This window comes from Arthrobacter sp. Y3221157, assembly GCF_059089865.1.
Map to the genome: position 1 here is coordinate 17,400 of NZ_JBNHFD010000038.1, position 14,282 is coordinate 31,681.

At 65.6% G+C, this 14,282-nt stretch carries 14 protein-coding genes; 2 read left to right on the forward strand and 12 right to left on the reverse strand.

The window, feature by feature from the left end:
• Positions 1–26 precede the first annotated feature (26 nt).
• The 8 genes from AC5RTT_RS11455 to truB all read right to left on the reverse strand — a co-directional run bounded on the left by AC5RTT_RS11455 (position 27) and on the right by truB (position 8,010).
• The gene (locus tag AC5RTT_RS11455; protein ID WP_494145296.1) at positions 27–2,285 is read right to left on the reverse strand and encodes a polyribonucleotide nucleotidyltransferase; all 2,259 of its coding nucleotides are present in this window, start codon (positions 2,283–2,285) and stop codon (positions 27–29) included.
• Positions 2,286–2,525: 240 nt separating this feature from the next.
• Positions 2,526–2,795 (reverse strand): 30S ribosomal protein S15, encoded by a 270-nt coding sequence (gene rpsO / locus AC5RTT_RS11460; protein WP_494010440.1) that lies wholly within the window; start codon positions 2,793–2,795, stop codon positions 2,526–2,528.
• A gap of 182 nt (positions 2,796–2,977) precedes the next feature.
• Positions 2,978–4,237: a kynureninase gene (locus AC5RTT_RS11465; RefSeq protein ID WP_494145287.1), complete on the reverse strand. Its 1,260-nt coding sequence runs from the start codon at positions 4,235–4,237 to the stop codon at positions 2,978–2,980.
• The gene (kynA, locus tag AC5RTT_RS11470) at positions 4,234–5,088 is read right to left on the reverse strand and encodes a tryptophan 2,3-dioxygenase (protein WP_494145288.1); all 855 of its coding nucleotides are present in this window, start codon (positions 5,086–5,088) and stop codon (positions 4,234–4,236) included. Before kynA ends, AC5RTT_RS11465 begins: the two co-directional genes overlap by 4 nt.
• Before the next feature lie 89 nt (positions 5,089–5,177).
• On the reverse strand, positions 5,178–6,161 hold the full coding sequence (locus AC5RTT_RS11475) for a bifunctional riboflavin kinase/FAD synthetase (RefSeq protein WP_494010443.1): 984 nt from the start codon (positions 6,159–6,161) through the stop codon (positions 5,178–5,180).
• A gap of 77 nt (positions 6,162–6,238) precedes the next feature.
• Positions 6,239–6,697, reverse strand: a complete 459-nt coding sequence (locus tag AC5RTT_RS11480) for a hypothetical protein (RefSeq protein WP_494145297.1) — start codon at positions 6,695–6,697, stop codon at positions 6,239–6,241.
• 19 nt (positions 6,698–6,716) lie between these two features.
• Positions 6,717–7,070, reverse strand: a complete 354-nt coding sequence (locus AC5RTT_RS11485) for a hypothetical protein (RefSeq protein ID WP_133349922.1) — start codon at positions 7,068–7,070, stop codon at positions 6,717–6,719.
• Position 7,071: 1 nt separating this feature from the next.
• On the reverse strand, positions 7,072–8,010 hold the full coding sequence (gene truB / locus AC5RTT_RS11490) for a tRNA pseudouridine(55) synthase TruB (protein WP_494145289.1): 939 nt from the start codon (positions 8,008–8,010) through the stop codon (positions 7,072–7,074).
• Positions 8,011–8,075: 65 nt separating this feature from the next.
• Here truB and AC5RTT_RS11495 point away from each other — a divergent pair, with 65 nt between their 5' ends.
• Positions 8,076–9,239, forward strand: coding sequence for a pyridoxal phosphate-dependent aminotransferase (locus AC5RTT_RS11495; RefSeq protein ID WP_494145290.1), 1,164 nt, complete (start codon positions 8,076–8,078; stop codon positions 9,237–9,239).
• 11 nt (positions 9,240–9,250) lie between these two features.
• Here AC5RTT_RS11495 and trxA read toward each other — a convergent pair whose 3' ends face one another.
• Both trxA and AC5RTT_RS11505 read right to left on the reverse strand, forming a co-directional pair.
• Positions 9,251–9,688 (reverse strand): thioredoxin, encoded by a 438-nt coding sequence (trxA, locus tag AC5RTT_RS11500; RefSeq protein WP_494145291.1) that lies wholly within the window; start codon positions 9,686–9,688, stop codon positions 9,251–9,253.
• A 2-nt stretch (positions 9,689–9,690) separates the two neighbouring features.
• Positions 9,691–10,176 (reverse strand): nucleoside deaminase, encoded by a 486-nt coding sequence (locus tag AC5RTT_RS11505; protein ID WP_494010448.1) that lies wholly within the window; start codon positions 10,174–10,176, stop codon positions 9,691–9,693.
• A gap of 183 nt (positions 10,177–10,359) precedes the next feature.
• On the opposite strand from AC5RTT_RS11505, the gene AC5RTT_RS11510 reads away from it, so the two are divergent.
• Positions 10,360–11,517 (forward strand): ScyD/ScyE family protein, encoded by a 1,158-nt coding sequence (locus tag AC5RTT_RS11510; protein WP_494145292.1) that lies wholly within the window; start codon positions 10,360–10,362, stop codon positions 11,515–11,517.
• A gap of 77 nt (positions 11,518–11,594) precedes the next feature.
• Here AC5RTT_RS11510 and rbfA read toward each other — a convergent pair whose 3' ends face one another.
• Positions 11,595–12,104, reverse strand: a complete 510-nt coding sequence (gene rbfA, locus AC5RTT_RS11515; RefSeq protein ID WP_494145293.1) for a 30S ribosome-binding factor RbfA — start codon at positions 12,102–12,104, stop codon at positions 11,595–11,597.
• A 231-nt stretch (positions 12,105–12,335) separates the two neighbouring features.
• Positions 12,336–14,282: translation initiation factor IF-2 (infB, locus tag AC5RTT_RS11520; RefSeq protein WP_494145294.1), on the reverse strand; the 1,947-nt coding region annotated here is incomplete at its 5' end.

Genomic DNA, 14,282 nt, shown 5'->3' on the forward strand with positions numbered 1-14,282 from the left:
ATTGCTTCTGCCGGAGACCGGAGCTGTTAGACCTCGGCGCCTTCAGCAGGTTCCGTGGTGTGGGCGCGCTCGGTCTCAGCCGCACCTTCCTCCTCGGCCACCACAGGGGCGAGCGAGAGCTTTCCGCGGTCGTCGATCTTGGTGATTTCCACCTGGACCTTCTGGCCGACGGAAACCACGTCATCCACGTTGTCCACGCGCTTGCCGTTTGCCAGCTTGCGGAGCTCGGAGATGTGCAGGAGGCCGTCCTTGCCCGGGGTCAGCGACACGAACGCACCGAAGGTGGTGGTCTTGACGACCGTGCCCAGGTAACGCTCACCGATCTCGGGGACCTGCGGGTTGGCAATGGCGTTGATGGCGGAACGTGCTGCCTCGGCAGACGGACCGTCGGTGGCGCCAATGTAGACCGTGCCGTCGTCCTCGATGGAGATGTCGGCGCCGGTGTCTTCCTGGATCTGGTTGATCATCTTGCCCTTGGGGCCAATGACCTCACCGATCTTGTCCACGGGGATCTTCACGGCGATGACGCGCGGTGCGAACTCGGAAAGCTCATCCGGGGTATCGATCGCCGAGTTGATGACCTCCAGGATGTGCAGGCGTGCTTCGCGGGCCTGCTTCAGGGCTGCTGCCAGCACCGAAGCGGGGATGCCGTCGAGCTTGGTGTCCAGCTGGATGGCCGTGACGAACTCGGCGGTACCGGCGACCTTGAAGTCCATGTCACCGAAGGCATCTTCGGCGCCGAGGATGTCAGTCAGGGCTGCGTAGCGGGTCTGGCCGTCCACCTGGTCGGAAACCAGGCCCATGGCGATGCCGGCGACAGCGGCCTTCAGGGGCACACCAGCGTTCAGCATGGACAGGGTGGAGGCGCAGACGGAACCCATCGACGTCGAACCGTTGGAACCGAGGGCCTCGGATACCTGGCGGATGGCGTACGGGAACTCCTCGCGGGACGGCAGGACCGGCACGAGGGCGCGTTCTGCCAGGGCGCCGTGGCCGATTTCGCGGCGCTTGGGCGAGCCCACGCGGCCGGTTTCACCGGTGGAGTACGGCGGGAAGTTGTAGTTGTGCATGTAGCGCTTGGTCTTCACCGGCGACAGCGAGTCGATCTGCTGCTCCATCTTGAGCATGTTCAGCGTGGTGACACCCATGATCTGGGTCTCGCCGCGCTCGAAGATCGCCGAACCGTGGACACGGGGCAGGACCTCAACCTCAGCCGTGAGCTGGCGGATGTCGGTCAGGCCGCGGCCGTCGATGCGGATCTGGTCCTTGAGGATGCGCTGGCGCACAACGTGCTTGGTGACCGAGCGGAACGCTGCGGACAGTTCCTTCTCGCGGCCTTCGAACTGGCCGGCCAGGTTGGCCAGGACTTCGTCCTTGAGGGCGTCAGCTGCGTTCTCGCGCTCCTGCTTGTCCGCGATCTGGAAGACAGCGGTCAGCTTCTCGATAGCTGCGGACTCCACGGCGGCGTAGACGTCGTCCTCGTAATCGAGGAAGACAGGGAACTCGACTGTCGGCTTGGCAGCGCGGGCGGCGAGGTCGGCTTGGGCGTCGCAGAGAGCCTTGATGAAAGGCTTGGCAGCCTCGAGGCCCTCGGAAACAACCTCTTCGGTGGGGGCGGTGGCGCCCTGTTCCTTGATGAGGGCCCAGGAGTTGTCCGTGGCTTCGGCTTCGACCATCATGATGGCGACGTCGTCACCGGCAACGCGGCCGGCAACAACCATGTTGAACACGGAGTTTTCCAGCTGCGAGTGCTTCGGGAAGGCAACCCACTGGGAGCCGTTTTCGTCGGCAACCAGGGCCACGCGGACGCCGCCGATGGGCCCGGAGAAGGGCAGGCCGGACAGCTGCGTGGACATCGAGGAGGCGTTGATGGCCACCACGTCGTACAGCTCGTCGGGGTTGATCGCCAGGACGGTGACCACGATCTGGACCTCGTTGCGCAGGCCCTTGATGAAGGCGGGGCGCAGCGGGCGGTCCATCAGGCGGCAGGCCAGGATGGCTTCGGTGGACGGGCGTCCTTCACGGCGGAAGAACGAGCCCGGGATGCGTCCGGCGGCGTACATGCGCTCTTCGACGTCAACCGTCAGCGGGAAGAAGTCAAAGCCTTCGCGCGGGTGCTTGCCGGCCGTGGTGGCGGACAGCAGCGCGGTGTCTTCGTCGATGTACACCATGGCGGCGCCGGCAGCCTGCTTGGCGAGGCGTCCGGTTTCGAACCGGACCACGCGCTTGCCGAAGCGGCCGTTGTCGATGATTGCTTCTGAGAACTGGATTTCGGGACCCTCCAAGAGAGTCACCTCCGTTTCTGTTTTACGGAAGTCCAGCCGCATCAACCTGGCCAGCATCTGTCTACTGGCCCTGCACCCGGTCATCGATCGAGACCCACGGGCCGGGACTTCAGTCGCTGAAGCCTTCCCGGGGATCACTACCGAGGACCGCGAATGCGTGATGCGGTTGATCCTCCTGTTTAGTTTTGATTGAAGAAGGCGGCCCGTTCCGTGCTGGAAAGGGCCGCCCCCGAAGTCTGACTAGCGGCGCAGGCCGAGGCGCTCGATGAGCGAACGGTAGCGGGCGATGTCGGTCTTCTTGAGGTAGCTCAGCATGCGCTTGCGGCGACCCACCATGGCCAGCAGGCCGCGCTGGGTGTGGAAGTCGTGCTTGTGCTCCTTCATGTGCTCAGTCAGATCCTTGATCCGCTGGGTCAGGACAGCAACCTGGACCTCCGGTGAACCGGTGTCGCCTTCTACGGTTGCGTATTCCTTGATGATGGACTGCTTTACAGCGGCGTCAAGTGCCACAATAACTCCTATGAAATGTGCCGTGAGGGCCCGGTCAGAAAATCACTGCCGGGTCTGCCGCCGGTGCCTCGCCCCGGAAAACCGGGAAGGTCCGAACACGACAGGAACCAGCCGCCACGGACTGCAGCCGGATCCATCGTCAAGTTTACCGGCCCGGGCCTAACCTGTCGAAACAGTCGGTGTCAGTCCCGCAACCTGTCCCGGATGGCCGCCATTCCCTGCAGCACCTCCTGGAAGCTGGTGCTCAGGGGCGAGAGTCCTACCCGGATGCCGCGGGGCGAGCGGAAGTCCGGGATCACCTCGTCATCCCACAGCGACGCCACGGTGGCCTTGGTGAACCTGGGGTGGTCCACGGTGATGTGGCTTCCCCGCTCCCCCGGACTGCGCGGTGTTGCCAGCGCGGCGCCCAGCGGTGCCAGCCACGCGTCGTAGATTTCGACGGCGAACGCCGTCAGGTTCTCCGACTTCGTCCGGATGGCAGCCATGGACGCTTCCTCGATCAGGTCGAGCGTTCCCCGCATGGCGAGCATTCCGAAGATGGCGGGGGTGCCGCTGAGGAATCCCCGGATGCCTGCCGCCGGCTCATACCCCTTGGCCATCTCGAACGCGTCCTTCCGGCCCATCCAGCCCCAGATGGGCTGGTTCAGCGAGGCCAGGTGCCGCTGGTTGACGTAGGCGAACGCGGGAGAACCCGGACCGCCGTTCAGGTACTTGTAGGTGCAGCCCGCGGCGAAGTCCACGCCGGCACCGTCGAGGTCAATCTCCACCGAACCCGCGGAATGGCAAAGATCCCACACCACCAGGGCGCCGGCGTCGTGCACTGCCTTGGTGATGGCGGGCAGGTCTGCCAAGTGTCCCGAGCGGTAGGCGATCTGGCTGAGAAGGACGACGGCGGTGCGCGGGCCGGCCGCTTCGCGCACCTGGTCGGCGGTCACCCCGGCGGCGGGGTCGGCTTCGATCCAGCGGAGCGTCAGGCCCTCCTCCAAAGCGATGCCTTCCACCAGGTAACGGTCCGTGGGGAAGTTCTCAGTGTCCAGGACCAGCTCGTTCCGGTCCGGGTCAGCCACCGCGGCCAGTGCAGCCCGGATCAGTTTGTAGAGGACCACCGTGGTGGAGTCCGCGATAATCGTCTGTCCGGGCGCAGCACCCAGGACGGCACGGCCCAGCTGGTCGCCGATGGCCTGCGGCAGGTCCAGCCATTCCTCATCCCACCCGCGGATCAGGCGCCCGCCCCAGCCCTCGCGGATGAACGCAGCGATGTCATCGGCCGTCCGCTTCAGCGGGCGGCCCAGGGAGTTGCCGTCCAGGTAGGACAGCGGGGTGTCGGTGCCGATGAAGTGGCCCCGGTAGTGTCGCAGCGGGTCCTGGCGGTCAAGCTCTTCGGCGCGCTGCTGCAGCGCCACGCCTTCTTCTTCCACCAGTCGCTGCTGCTGTGTGGTCATTGGCCGATCTCCGTCCTGACTGCGAATAACTCCGGGAAGAAAGTGAGTTCGAGGGCCTTCTGCAGGAAGGCGGCGCCGCTGGACCCGCCCGTTCCAGTCTTCATGCCGATGGTCCTCTGCACCGTCCGCAGGTGGCGGAACCGCCACAGCTGGAAATTGTCCTCCAGGTCAACAAGTTCCTCGCAGGCCTCGTACGCGCTCCAGTTCTCTGCCGCGTGTTCGTAGATGTGCTTGAACAGCGGTACCAGTTCGGGGGTGAACTCGTGGGCGCGGCTGACATCCCGGTCCAGGACCGAGGCAGGGACGTCGAAGCCGTGCCTGGAAAGGTAGGCGAGGAATTCGTCGTAGATGCTGGGCGCTGCGAGGAGTTCGGACAGCATGGCATGGGCCTCAGGATCGGATTCGAACACCGGAAGCATCTTGCGGTTCTTGTTGCCCAGAACGAATTCCACGGCACGGTACTGGGCGGACTGGAAGCCGGAGGAGTTGCCCAGGAAGCCGCGGAACTGGGAGTACTCGGTAGGGGTCAGGGTAGCCAGCACGGACCACTGTTCGGTGAGGGTCTTCTGGATGTGTTTGACCCGGGCAATGCCCTTCAGTGCCGAACCCAAGTCATCGTCACGGAGCCAGGCGGCGGCGCTCCGAAGCTCATGCAGTACCAGCTTCAGCCACAGCTCCGTGGTCTGGTGCTGGATGATGAACAGCAGTTCGTCGTGGTGTTCGGGCTTGCTGACCGGCTGCTGGGCACTCAGCAGGGTGGGCAGCTGGAGGTAGGAGGCGTAGCTCATCCGGGAACTGAAGTCACGGACGATGCCTTTATCCAGCTTGCGGGTGTTCTTTTCGACGGACACGTACTGCCTTTCCTTGCGGTCCCCGGCAGCTTCCCGCCGGGACGGATGCAGCGGACCGGCTGCGGCGCCCCGGTCTGGTCAACGTCTGGTCAGCGTTTGACCAGGAGGTCGTGGGCCTGGACCACGTCCAGCTTCATCTGGTCCACCAGTGCTTCAGGCCCACGATAAGCCACCATGCCCCGAAGGCGCGCCACGAATTCCACAACTACTGTCTGGCCGTACAGATCGAAGTCCTCAACGGCCTCCTTGGGCCTGTCGATGACGTGGGCCTCCACCTGGCGGCTGACGCCGTCGAACGTGGGATTGGAGCCCACCGAGATGGCGGCCGGCCAGCGCTTGCCCGCCTGGTCCACAAGCCAGCCCGCGTAGATGCCATCGGCAGGAATGAGGCCGCTGGCGTTGGAGGCGAGGTTGGCTGTGGGGAAACCCAGGGCCCGGCCGCGGGCGGCGCCATGCACCACTTCACCGCGCATCCGGTGCCACCGGCCCAGCACGGCAGCCGCCGTGGCGACGTCGCCCTCCTGCAGCGCTTCGCGGACCCAGGTGGACGAGCAGCGGCGGTCCTTGCCGTCGTCGTCATGCAGGGGGTAGCCCTCGGAGCCGAACTCGCTGATCACCTGGACCTCGAAGCCGAACTTTTCGCCCAGGGCCTTCATGGTGTCCAGGTCCCCGGAATTGCCGCGGCCGAAGCGGGCGTCATGGCCGATCACGACGTGGCTGGCGTGCAGGCAGTCCACCAGGTACTGCTCAACGAATTCCTCCGCGGTGAGACTTGCGAGGTCCAGTGAGTACTTCATGACCAAAATCGCGTCCAGGCCCAGCTCCCCCAGTGCCTCCAGCTTGTCGTCCAACCCCATGATCAACTCGGGGGCCGACTCGGGACGATGGACCAGGGCAGGGTGGGGATCGAAGGTGACCGCTACCGCTTTCGAGCGGGTAAGGCGCGCCGTCCGGATCAGCTGGGACAGCACCTGCTGGTGTCCCCTGTGCACGCCGTCGAAGTTCCCAATGGTGACGACAGATGGGCCGAAGTCCGCCGGGACCTCGGACGGATCGTTCCAGATGTAGACCATCACCCTCGCCTTAGACTGCCTGCAGCATCAAATTCCGCAGCCGGACCGGCCGCGGAACTCTTCAAGGTTACCCGTATTCACCGTGCCCCTTTTCCCGGGGGCCGGCGCCGGTACAGCCACACCAGGCCGAGGATCGGCAGCAGCAGCGGGATGAAGCCGTAGCCGCGGCCAAACAGGGACCAAACGGTTTCATGGGGGAACGCCACGGCATCGAAGACGCTCAGCGCCCCCACCACCAGGACGCCCACAAGTTCCACCAGCACGGCGGCGACGGACACTTTGAACCAGGTGCTGCCGGCCTTCGCCAGGGAGATCGTGGCTATCACATAGACCAGGGCAGCGAAGGCGGACAGCAGGTAGGCAAGCGGGGCCTCGGAGAACTTGGTGAGGATCTGGTAGCCCGCGCGGGCAGAGGCCGAAATTGCAAAAACGGCGTAGACGGCGATAAGGAGCCGTCCCGGGCCCGTGTTGCGGGTATTGCGGGAGGTGCCGGCGGGTGCGCTGCCGACGGCGGCCGGTAATTGCTGGTCATTCACGTTGCGTGCTTCTTCCACTTCAGTACCAGATCTGGTTCATGCGGGCGGCCATCACCAGGGCCGTCACACCGACGGCGGCCAGGACGAAGTTGCTCCACCGCGTCCGTTCCAGGATGGACCAGTAGACGGCAGCCGGGGGCAGCAGCATGGCCGTGGCAAGGTAGCCCCAGAACTCCCACGCCTCGCCCGCGATGGGTTCCCCGGCGATGACCCGGACGATCGAACCCACAAGATAGACAACGAGGGCGAGTTCCACGGCGGCCACCGAGAGGATGGTGACGTCGTTGGGCGCCTTCTTCATAATGCCGGCCACCAGGCAGATGGCGGTGGACAGCAGGCCAACCGCCAGAATGATCCAGAAATACGCGTCCAACCTATGCCTCCCCGGCTGCCGCGGCGGCAGGTGCACCGTTACCGGGTGCGAACACAAGGACCGGTTTGGCGTAACTGCCGGCGTCAGCGAGCAATGCCACCAGGCTGCCATCGGGGGCAAAGGCAGCCACCGGATGGTCGGCGGTGGCGGCGGAGGGGCTTCCCGGTTCCGCTCCGGCTGCAATGCGGCGGCCGAACGAAATTTCCGTGGTTTCCTCGGCGCTCAGCTCGCGGTTGGGCATGAGCGCCCGGGCGGCCTGGGACATTTCCAGGATGTTGAGCTCCTCGGCGAGCTGTTCGAGGGTGCGTGCCTGTTCAAGGGAGTACGGACCAACGTGGGTCCGCCGGAGCGCCGTGAGGTGCCCGCCGACGCCCAAAGCGTTGCCCAGGTCCCTGGCGAGGGCGCGGATGTAGGTACCTGAGGAGCACTCCACCGTTACGTCCACATCCACCACGCCGGCTTCCTCATCCCGGCGGATGCCGTGGACCTCGAAGCGGTGGATGGTGACGGGGCGGGCGGTGAGCTTGACGTCCTCACCGGACCGGACCCGCGCATAGGCACGTTCGCCATTGACCTTGATGGCGCTGACGCTGCTGGGCACCTGCTGGATGTCCCCCGTGAGCGCTCCGACGCCGTCGCGGATTGCCTGCTCGTCCACGGCGGCGGTGGAGGCCGTGGCAGTCACTTCACCCTCGGCGTCGTCCGTCACTGTGGACTGCCCAAGGCGGATGGTGGCCGTGTAGGTCTTGGAGGTGCCCACGATGTAGGTGAGCAGCCGCGTGGCCTTGTTGATGCCGACCACCAGAACGCCGGTGGCCATCGGATCAAGGGTGCCTGCATGCCCCACTTTCCGGGTCCCTGCCAGGCGCCGCATCCGGCCAACCACATCATGGCTGGTCCATCCCTGCGGCTTGTCCACTATCACCAGTCCAGAAAGCACGCCTACCAGTATATCGGCGCAGGTTGGGGCGCCGGTGCAGGGTGGCGGCGGCTAGGATGGCAGGCATGCCCGAGCTTGCCGCCCACGTCCGCGACGTGCCCGTCAACCAGATCCGTGAGATCACCGAAGCGGCGTGGCGCACCCCCGGCGCACTGGTCCTGAGCATTGGGGAGCCGGGCTTCCCGCTCCCCCGCCACGTGCTGGACGCCGGCATGGCGTGCCTGGACCGCGATGAAACGAACTACACCCCCAATGCAGGTATTCCTGACCTGCGCGAAGCCTTCGCCGCCAGGTTCCGGGAACAGCAGGGCGTGGATGTGGGAGCCGACCGGGTGTACGTCGTGGCGGGGGCTCAGCAGGGCCTGCACCTGGCCATGAGCCTGTTGCTCTCCCCCGGCGATGAGATCCTCATCCCCAACCCGGGCTACCCCACGTTCGCGATGACCGGCCGGCTCCTGAACGCCGTGCCCGTGGGGTACCCGCTGTACCCCGGGCATGGATTCCAGCCCCGGCCGGAGGATGTCGAAGCGCTCATTACGGACCGGACCCGGGTGCTGGTGCTGAACTCACCGTCCAACCCGCTCGGTGCCGTCCTGGGCGGGGACCTGACCCGCGAGCTCATGGACCTGGCCCGGCGGCATGATCTCTGGGTCATCTCGGACGAATGCTACGAGGCGTTCACCTACGACGTGCCCCACATCAGCCCGGCAAGGTTCGACGGCGGCACGCCCGGCGAAGCGCGGGTCTTCACCTCCCTGACCCTGTCCAAGACCTACGGGCTCACTGGGCTTCGGGTCGGGGCGCTGGTGTGTCCGCCGGACTTGAAGCAGCAGATGGACAACGTGATGGAATCGATCGTCTCCTGCGTCGCGGCGCCGCCCCAGTATGCCGCGCTCGCTGCCCTGACCGGCCCCCAGGACTATGTGCAGCACGCCCACAGGCACTACCGGGAGAACCGCGACGCCGCCTCCGCAGTCCTTGACGCCAAGGGCATCCCGTATCTCCAGGCCCAGGGCGCCTTCTACCTGTGGGCGGATATGTCGCACGCCAGTGGTGGCGACGTGCGGGGATGGGTGCGCCGGTTCCTGGCGGAGGCCGGTGTTTCCCTGGCCCCGGGCACTGCTTTCGGGTCGATCGGCGAGGGCTGGGTCCGGATTGCCCTGTGCGGACGGAAGCAGGAATTGCTGGAGGGGCTGTCGCGCCTGCCGGCGAGGACCGGCTTGGAGTAACGGCCCGGCCGCTAGCGTGCCGCGCCGCTGAGGGCTCCGTCAAGCCAGGAGCGGAGCACCTCTGCAGGCGCCGCGCCTGCCTGCCGGGCGGCAACCTTTCCGTCCACCAGCACCATCAGGGTGGGGATCGCCTGCACATCGAACCGCCGTGACAGGCCCGGGGCCTTGTCCACATCCACTTTGACCAGCTTGATCCGGCCTGGCCGTTCGCGGGCGAGCTTGTCCAGGACCGGACTCACCATGCGGCAGGGCCCGCACCAGTCCGCCCAGAAGTCCACCAGCACCGGCACGGGTGACCGCTCGGCCACGGCGGCGAAGTCAGCATCTCCGGCGTTGACGATCCAGGGCAGCCCGGCCTTGCAGTTGCCGCAGCGCGGCGTCCCGGCCGCCTGCGCCGGAATCCTGTTGGTCTTGCCGCAGGAGGGGCACGCGACGAGTGCGGGTTCCACGCCTAGTACTCCCTCCTTCCGGCGAAGGCGTCCCAAGCCTGGAAGGGGGCGCCCGACGTCGGGATGTCACCGCGGGTGACCGGCATCAGCTCCGGGCGGGCGCCGCTGAAGTAGTCGTAGAACAAGGCGTCATCGAATCCGGCAGCTGCGGCGCCATGACGGTCAGCGGCGAAGTAGACGCGGCCGATCCGGGCCCAGAGGGCGGACGCAAGGCAGAGCGGGCAGGGCTCGCAGCTGGCGTACAGCACCGCGCCGTGGAGGTCGAAGTTGGCTGTCGCCGAGGCGGCGGCGCGGATGGCCACCACCTCCGCGTGGGCGGTTGGATCGTTGTCCCGGGTGACCCGGTTGACGCCTTCGTGCACCCGCCCGTCGGCAGTCACCACCACCGCGCCGAACGGCCCGCCGCCCTCGGCAACGTTCCGGACGGCCAATTCGACGGCCTGCTCAAGGTACCGCGTGGACTCAAGGTGCTCAGGTGCCTGGGTCATAGCTCGATCCTAGCCACCGCCTTCCGGTTAGGGGATGAAATAGGGGGCGCATTAGGGGGAAATTCCCGACGACATCTGTTCACCGCAGGCATAGTCTGGCGCCCTGGGGCTTCAGCTGTACTGCCTCCCCGTGGGGCCCCTCATCCCCAACCCGTTTTAGGGCGCCAACCCCCGGAGTACGCAATGAAGAGAAAGCTCACCTGGATCGCCTCCCTGGCGCTGGCAGGTGTCATCGTCCCGGCCGCCCCGTCTTCGGCCTCCGGCTGGGGCCACCACGGCGAGCCCTACGAGGAAGTGGCCACCGGCCTGGTCTCGCCCCTGCACCTGGCCGTCGGGACAAGCAAGTCCCTGTACGTGACGCAGGACTTCGTGGGCACGCTCAGCCGGATCGACAGGGACGGCGGTGTGGAGGACATCTACCAGGCCCCCGAAGGCTTTGGCGTGGCTGGCGTGGAAACCCGTGGAACCACAACGTTCTTCCTGGAAACGGCCGGCGCCGGAGGTCCTGCGGAGGGCCTGAAGGGCTACCTGAAAGCCATCAGGCCGCACGGCGAGGAGAGGCTTATAGCCGATGTGGCAGATTACGAGCGGAAGAATAATCCCGATGGCCACCAGCAGTACGGCTTCGGAAGCGACGTCAGCGATCAGTGCCTCAAAGATTGGCCCGAAGCTTTCCCGGCCCGATACAAGGGCAAACTCGACTCGAACGCCTATGCCACCGCTGTGCGGGGCAACACGGCGTACGTGGCCGATGCCGGGGCCAACGCGATCCTTGAGGTGAACATTCATTCGGGCGAGGTCAGCACCTTGGCTGTCCTTCCGCCCAGGCCGGCAGTCGTACCGGCAGGCCTGGTACTCCCGGTGGACATGGCGGGCAATACCTTCAGCGTTCCTGCTTGTGTTGCCGGGCGGACGTATGCCTTTGAGCCCGTCCCCACCGACGTGGAGTTCGGCCCCGATGGATGGCTGTACGTGACGTCCCTGCCGGGCGGTCCGGAAATTCCGGAGCTCGGCCACCGCGGCGCGGTCTTCAAGGTGAATCCCTGGACCGGCCAGACAAAACTCTGGGTCGAAAACATCCTCAGCCCCACGGGCCTGGCTGTGGCCAACACCGGCGACGTTTACGTGGCATCGCTCTTCGGCAACGAGATCCTGAAATTCCACGCCTGGAAGGGACACCGCACCCAGTTCCTCGCAGTGAACCAGCCGGCCGACGTCGAAATCCAGGGCCGGACGCTGTACGCCACAGTTGACGCGCTGCCAGGGCCTCCACCAGGTCCAGGCGCAGCACCCCCTGCGGGACCTCCGCCCGGGAAGGTCATCAAGGCCGATATCAGGTAGGCACGCACAAAGATTTCTGGGAAGCAGAAGGCCCGGACTGCATTCGCGGTCCGGGCCTTCTGCTGGCGTTTTCGGGGCTACTTGTTGCCGTCTTCGTCGAACTCGTCGGCGTTGTTGAGGTCGAGGTCCTCTTCGTCGAAGTCGTCTTCGTCGATCTCCACGTCAGGGGACGCATCGCTCTTGTAGGGGTCGGCGTCGCCGGCGTGCTTGGCCTTGGCAGCCAGGGCGGCCACCTCGGCGTCACGCTTCTTCGCTTCCCGCAACAGTTCCTCAAGGTTGGAGGCGTTGACCGGGATTTGGTCCGCCACGAATTCAAGCGTGGGAGTCAGCCGCGCAGTGATGTTGCGGCCCACCTCCTGCCGCAGCACACCCTTGGCCTTCTCCAGCCCCTTGGCAGCATCAGACTGCAAAGCCTGGTCCCCAAAGACGGTGTAGTAAACGGTGGCATGCTGAAGATCATTGGTCACGCGGGCATCGGTAACGGTAATTCCTTCAAGCCGCGGATCCTTAACCTTCCGGCTCAGGGCCTCAGCAACAACAACCTTAATCCGCTGCGCCATCTTGGCAGCACGTGCCGGATCAGCCATGAACAACTCCTATAAGAAGAAAATGTGGGGGCGCACACAAAAGCGCCAATCAATGTGGGGCCCGGGAGCGGCATCTAAGGAGCTGGCCGAGGGCCCCGAGCCGAGCTTGCGAGGGTTGGGAAGGCCAGCTCCGCTGCCGAAGCTGGGCGGCAAAGGATCGTAGATCCGTTGCCGCCCAGCGTAGGGGCGGGGCCGCCGGAAAAATCCCGACGGCCCCAAACAACAGACAGGCTAAATGCGCGGCTTCTCGCGCATCTCGAAGGTCTCGATGATGTCGCCTTCGATGATGTCGTTGTACGAGCCAAGGCCGATACCACACTCGAAGTCGGTGCGGACCTCGGTGGCGTCATCCTTGAAGCGCTTGAGCGTCTCAATGGTGAGGTTGTCACCGATGACCTTGCCGTCGCGGCTGATGCGTGCCTTGGTGTTACGGCGGATGATTCCGCTGCGGACGATCGAGCCTGCGATGTTTCCGAACTTGGAGGAGCGGAAGACTTCGCGGACCTCGGCGGTGCCCAGCTGGAATTCTTCGTATTCCGGCTTGAGCATGCCCTTAAGCGCCATCTCGATGTCATCGATTGCAGCGTAGATGACCGAGTAGAAGCGCATGTCCACGCCTTCGCGGTCTGCCAGTTCGGCAACCCGCTCGGCCGGCTTGACGTTGAAGCCGATGATGACGGCGGAGTCGACCGTTGCCAGGTTGACGTCGTTCTGCGTGATGGCACCCACACCGCGGTGGATGACGCGCAGCTGAACGCCTTCGCCGACGTCAATCTTGAGCAGGGCGTCTTCGAGGGCTTCCACGGCACCGGACACGTCACCCTTGAGGATGAGGTTGAGGGTGTCGATCTTGCCGTCAGCCACTGCCTGGTCGAAGTCTTCCAGGCTGATGCGCTTGCGGCGCTTGGCGAGCTGGGCGTTGCGGTCCGCAGCCTCACGCTTCTCCGCGATCTGGCGGGCCGTACGCTCATCGGAGGTCACCAGGAAGCTGTCACCGGCGCGAGGCACGTTGGACAGGCCCAGGACCTGGACCGGACGGGACGGCAGCGCGACGTCGAGGGCTTCGCCGTCTTCGTCGAACATGGCGCGGACGCGGCCGTGGGCCGTGCCGGCCACGATCGTGTCGCCGACGGCCAGGGTACCGGACTGCACCAGGACGGTTGCCACCGCACCCCGGCCCTTGTCCAGGTTGGCTTCGATGGCAATACCGCGGGCGGCCTTGTCCGGGTTGGCCCGGAGGTCCAGCGCGGCGTCGGCGGTCAGCAGCACAGCATCGATCAGTTCGTCGATGTTCAGGTTCTGGCGGGCCGAGACCTCAACGAACATGGTGTCGCCACCGTATTCTTCCGGAACCAGGCCGTACTCGGTCAGCTGGCCCTTGACCTTGTCAGGGTTGGCGCCTTCTTTGTCGATCTTGTTCACGGCCACGACGATCGGCACGTTGGCGGCCTGGGCGTGGTTGAGCGCTTCAACGGTCTGCGGCATAACGCCGTCGTCCGCTGCGACCACCAGGATGGCGATGTCAGTGACCTTCGCACCACGGGCACGCATGGCGGTGAACGCCTCGTGGCCGGGAGTGTCGATGAAGGTGATGTCGCGCAGGGTGCCCTCATGCTCATGGCTGATCTGGTAGGCACCGATGTGCTGGGTGATGCCGCCGTGCTCGCCGGCCACGACGTCCGAGTTGCGGATGGCATCCAGCAACCGGGTCTTACCGTGGTCAACGTGGCCCATGACGGTGACCACCGGAGCGCGCGGCTCGAGTTCGTCGTCGCCCTCGGCTTCGAGTTCGGCTTCCACATCGATGTCGAAGGTGGAGAGCAGCTCGCGCTCCTCGTCCTCCGGGGACACGACCTGCAGCTTGTAGCCCAGTTCCTCGCCCAGCAGCGCGAAGGTGTCCTCGTCCAGCGACTGGGTGGCGGTTGCCATTTCACCGAGGTGGAACAGCACGGTCACCAGCGCGGCGGGGTTTGCCTCGATCTTGTCGGCGAAGTCCGTGATAGAGGAGCCACGGCGCAGCCGGATAACGGTGTTGCCGTCGCCGCGGGGTACGCTCACGCCACCCAGCGACGGTGCGCTCATCTGCTCAAGTTCCTGGCGCTTTGCGCGCTTCGACTTGCGCTGCTTGCCACGGCCTGCGCCGCCCTTGCCGAAGGCACCCTGGGTGCCGCCGCGGCC